This is a genomic window from Kitasatospora sp. NPDC004799 (genome assembly GCF_040609095.1).
Lineage (GTDB): Bacteria > Actinomycetota > Actinomycetes > Streptomycetales > Streptomycetaceae > Kitasatospora.
In genome coordinates, this window is sequence record NZ_JBEXJK010000612.1 from 1 (window position 1) to 3,358 (window position 3,358).

General features: G+C 75.2%; 2 protein-coding genes. One reads left to right on the forward strand and one right to left on the reverse strand.

The features are described from left to right. Positions 1 to 86: 86 nt before the first annotated feature. Positions 87 to 1,025, reverse strand: a complete 939-nt coding sequence (locus ABZW03_RS38870; protein WP_355269305.1) for an SGNH/GDSL hydrolase family protein — start codon at positions 1,023 to 1,025, stop codon at positions 87 to 89. Between the two features lie 428 nt (positions 1,026 to 1,453). Between ABZW03_RS38870 and ABZW03_RS38875 the strand changes: the two genes are divergently transcribed. Further along, entirely contained in the window at positions 1,454 to 3,109 is a 1,656-nt protein-coding gene (locus ABZW03_RS38875) for an FAD-binding dehydrogenase (protein ID WP_355269307.1), read from the forward strand. Positions 3,110 to 3,358: the final 249 nt, after the last annotated feature.

Genomic DNA, 3,358 nt, shown 5'->3' on the forward strand with positions numbered 1-3,358 from the left:
GGTGGGGCGGGTTCCCGGGTGGGGTCACCGGCCCCTCGGGCTTCCCGGGGCGCCCCGGCCGGGCGAGGGCCGGGCGCGGGCCGGGGCTACTTCAGCGCGGCAAGCACCGCCTGCGCCATCACCTGCTCGCCGGTCGCGTTCGGGTGGAACGGTACGGCGGGCGAGCCGGGCAGCGCGCCCTCGATCCAGCGGTCGTCCGAGCAGACGTCGTGCCCGAGGGTCGGCGTCGCGGTGTCCACGTAGGTCGCGCCGTTCGCGGCCGCGGTGGACTTCAGGGCGGCGTTCAGCGTGTTCAGCACCCCGTGCATGTACTCGACGTCGCCCGGGGTCACCGGCTGGCGCAGGACGCAGGTCGAGCCGTCGGCGGGCAGCACGGACGGGTAGCCGACCAGCAGCACCCTGGCCCCGGGCGCCTTGGCGTGGATGCGCCGGAGGGTGTCGGCCAGCTGCGGGGCGATGGTGGTGCGGATCCGCTCGGCCAGGTCGTCGGTGCCGTACTGCCAGGACATGGTGCTCCAGTCCCAGTAGCCGTGGTGGTAGACGTCCTTGCAGGGCGTGCCGAACGGGTTGACGACGGCGCCGGCGATGCAGGTGGCGACCAGCTCGCCGAGGCCGAGGTCGCTGGCCGCGAGGTCGTTGCCGCCGATTCCGAGGGTGACCAGGTCGGTGTCGGCGGTCACCGCGTCCAGCTGCGGGTCGTTGACCCGGATGAACGCGTCGTACTGGGGCTGGGTCATCGCCTTGATCTTGGCCGCGGAGCAGGTGACGTCGCGGTACGTGCCGGCCTTGAGGGCGGCGGCGACCAGGTGGCCGTAGTTGCGGTCGGAGCGCAGGCACAGGCCGGCCGACTGGCTCGGCACGCCGGCGCCGGCGGCGTAGGAGTCGCCGAGCGCCACGTAGTGCTTCGGCGCCGGAGCGGCGGCCTGGGCGGTGGTGGAGGTGAGCGCGAGCGCGGCGCCGAGGGCCACGGCGGCGAGCGCGGTGGAATTCCGGAGGTGCCGGGATTTCCGGGCAGGGCGGAGCACGGTTCCTCCTGGGGGAGAGAGAACGACGGGTGGGGGTCGTGCCGAGCCGGGCCACAGCTACTCGCAGGTAAGTTACCGCCAGGTTTCCCGGGCGTCCACGGTTCGCGCGGAAATCGTCGACATTCCGTCAGACGGCCCCGGCGGCATTTCGCATTTCGCTCCACCGGGTATCGAATTTCCCCCCAGGGTTCCCCTCACGGTTCCCGCCATGATTTCCCCGCGGTTTCCCCCCGCGGTTTCCCCGCGGTTCCGCTCCACCGGTATCGCCCGGGCGGCGACGGCATTTCCGAAACGGCCCGGAGCGGAATTCACGCCGGTGGTTGTTACCGGCCGGTTGACCGGACGTCACCGCGGGCCGCAGTATCGGGCGCACAGCCGCGGCGCGTCCCGGGCGCGCCGCCACCGCGAGCCGCGACGGAGGACTGCGCATGGCCCTGGACGCCGACGTCATCGTCATCGGAGCGGGCCTCGCGGGCCTCGCCGCCACCGCCGAACTCGCCGACGCCGGACGGCGGGTGATCCTGCTCGACCAGGAGCCCGCGGCCGGTCTCGGCGGCCAGGCGCACTGGTCCTTCGGCGGCCTCTTCCTGGTCGACTCGCCCGAGCAGCGCCGGATGCGGATCCGCGACTCGCACGCCCTCGCCTGGCAGGACTGGCTCGGCACGGCGGGCTTCGACCGGCCCGAGGACGCCTGGCCGCGCCGCTGGGCCGAGGCGTACGTGGACTTCGCGGCCGGTGAGAAGCGCTCCTGGCTGCACGGCCTGGGCGTGCGGTTCTTCCCGGTGGTCGGCTGGGCCGAGCGCGGCGGGTTCCTCGCCGACGGGCCCGGCAACTCGGTGCCGCGCTTCCACATCACCTGGGGCACCGGGCCGGGCCTGCTGGCGCCCTTCGTCCGGCGGGTCCGCGCGGCCGCCGCGCGCGGACTGGTGGACCTGCGCTTCCGGCACCGGGTCACCGGGCTGTCCGCCACCGCGGGCGCCGTCGACACCGTCACCGGCGAGGTGCTGGTGCCGAGCCCGGTGGGCCGGGGCGAGGCCAGCTCGCGCGAGGTCGCCGGGGGCTTCGAACTGCGCGCCCAGGCCGTGGTCGTCACCTCCGGCGGCATCGGCGGCAACCACGACCTGGTCCGCAAGGCCTGGCCGGCCCGGCTCGGCACCCCGCCCGCCAGGATGCTCTCCGGCGTGCCCGCGCACGTGGACGGGCTGATGCTGGAGGTCGCCGGCCGGGCCGGGGCCAGCCTGGTCAACGGCGACCGGATGTGGCACTACACCGAGGGCATCGAGAACTGGGACCCGATCTGGGCCCGGCACGGCATCCGCATCCTGCCCGGCCCCTCCTCGCTCTGGCTGGACGCCTGCGGCCGGCGGCTGCCCGTCCCGCTGTTCCCCGGCTTCGACACCCTCGGGACGCTCGAACACATCATGACCACCGGGTACGCGTACACCTGGTTCGTGCTCAACCAGCGCATCATCGAGAAGGAGTTCACCCTCTCCGGCTCCGAGCAGAACCCCGACCTGACCGGCAAGTCGGTGCGCGGCGTGCTCGGACGGGCGCTGCCCGGCGCCCCCGGGCCGGTCCGGGACCACCTGCGGCACGGGCGGGACTTCGTGGTCGCCGGCAACCTCGCCGACCTCGCCCGCGGCATGAACGCCAAGGCCGGCGAGGCGCTGATCGACCCGGACGGGCTGCGCCGCACCGTCGAGGACCGCGACCGGCAGCTGGCCAACCCGTTCTCCAAGGACCTCCAGGTCACCGCGATCCACGGCGCCCGCCGCCACCTCGGCGACCGGCTGATCCGCACCGCCGCCCCGCACCGCATCCTCGACCCGGCGGCCGCCCCGCTGATCGCCGTCCGGCTGAACATCCTGACCCGCAAGTCGCTGGGCGGGCTGGAGACCGACCTGTCCTCCCGGGTACTGCGGCCGGACGGCGAGGTGCTGCCGGGGGTGTACGCGGCCGGCGAGGCGGCCGGGTTCGGCGGCGGGGGCGTGCACGGGTACCGCTCGCTGGAGGGGACGTTCCTGGGCGGCTGCCTGTTCTCCGGCCGTACGGCGGGACGCGCGGCGGCCCGGGCGGTCGGGTAGCGGACTCCGCGACGGTCGGCGGTCAGGTAGCGGGACGCGCGACGGCCGACGTGACCCGGCGACGGCCCGGGGCCGCGCGGGGTGCCCGGGGCCGCACGGGGTGGCCGGGGCCGCACGAGGTGGTCGGGGAGCGGGACGCGCCGCGCGGGGCGGCGCGGGAGGCAGAGCGGCGGAGCGCGGGCACGGCGCGGGCGGTCGGGCAGCGGCACAGGGCCGGTTCGGATCCTGATCGCGGACGACCAGGCGGAC

What these genes read in the sequence shown, in the direction of transcription:
- ABZW03_RS38875 (WP_355269307.1), top strand. Translation starts at nt 1,454, where the DNA reads ATGGCCCTGGACGCCGACGTCATCGTCATCGGAGCGGGCCTCGCGGGC.